1 protein-coding gene is annotated in these 982 nt (G+C 66.0%); it reads right to left on the bottom strand.

What is annotated here, in order from left to right; genetic code table 11:
- Window positions 1–4: 4 nt before the first annotated feature.
- Window positions 5–982, bottom strand: a 978-nt coding sequence (locus tag U4Y91_RS36525; protein ID WP_321809118.1) for a porin, incomplete at its 5' end; no start/stop codon positions are given.

Genomic DNA, 982 nt, shown 5'->3' with positions numbered 1-982 from the left:
CCGCTCAGAACGTATGCATCATCCCCACATACGCGCCCGTCTGCGACTCGCCCGTCATCGGGCTCGTGCCCGACGTCGCGTCGCGCGGCGACGCGAGCAGCGAGAAGTTCGAATTCCCGCCGTTGCGCACGTACGCGACGGTGCCGTACAGGAACGTGCGCTTCGACAGGTTGTACGTCGTGCCGAGCACGTACATGATCGCGTGCCCCGACGGATCGTGCGACGCGTCGCCGCCGCCATCGCCGACCTTCACGTAATACCCGCCGCCCGTCACCGCCCACTGCGGCGTGGCCGTATAGGTCGCGCCGAGCCAGTAGTGATCGGCGCGATCGGCGACGCCCGCCGGGCTGTCCGGCGCCTGGTAGTGCGTATACGCCCCCTGGATCTTGAACTTCGACACCTTCACGTTCGCGCCGACGAAATACTCGCGTGACGCGGTGAAGATGTTGCTGAACTTGCCGTTGTTGTCGCGCAGCTCGTCGTAGAGGCCGCGCACGTCGAGCACCGGCGAGTGATACGAGATCATGATCCCGTCCGAGCGGCCGAAGTCGTCGGCCGCGCCGTAGTTGAAGCCGCGCGACTGGTTGCCGAACGCATACTGCGCCTGCACGTCGAAGCCGCCGATCACCGGGCTGTGATATTCGATGTTGTTGCTGCTCTGCTGCCAGTTGCGGCCGCGCACGAGCGATGCAGACGAAAACGCCTGCTGCACGAACGGATCGAATTCCCACACGCCGTCGCTGTCGATGAACAGGTTGCGGCCGGCCTGCAGCTGGCCCCACGTGTCGCTCTTCAAGCCGACATACGCGCGGCGCGACCACATGCGTCCGCCGCCCGTCGTGCCGTTCATCACCTGGAACGCGGTTTCCAGGTTGAAGACCGTCGACATCCCGCCGCCGAGATCCTCGAAGCCCTTCAGGCCGAACATGCTGGTGCCCCAGTCGCCGCCTTCCGCGCTCCAGCGCGTCGAACTGCCGCTGGG

It is taken from the genome of Burkholderia sp. BCC1993, from assembly GCF_905339865.1.
Taxonomy (GTDB): domain Bacteria; phylum Pseudomonadota; class Gammaproteobacteria; order Burkholderiales; family Burkholderiaceae; genus Burkholderia.
This window is presented reverse-complemented; position numbering and strand designations above follow the sequence as displayed.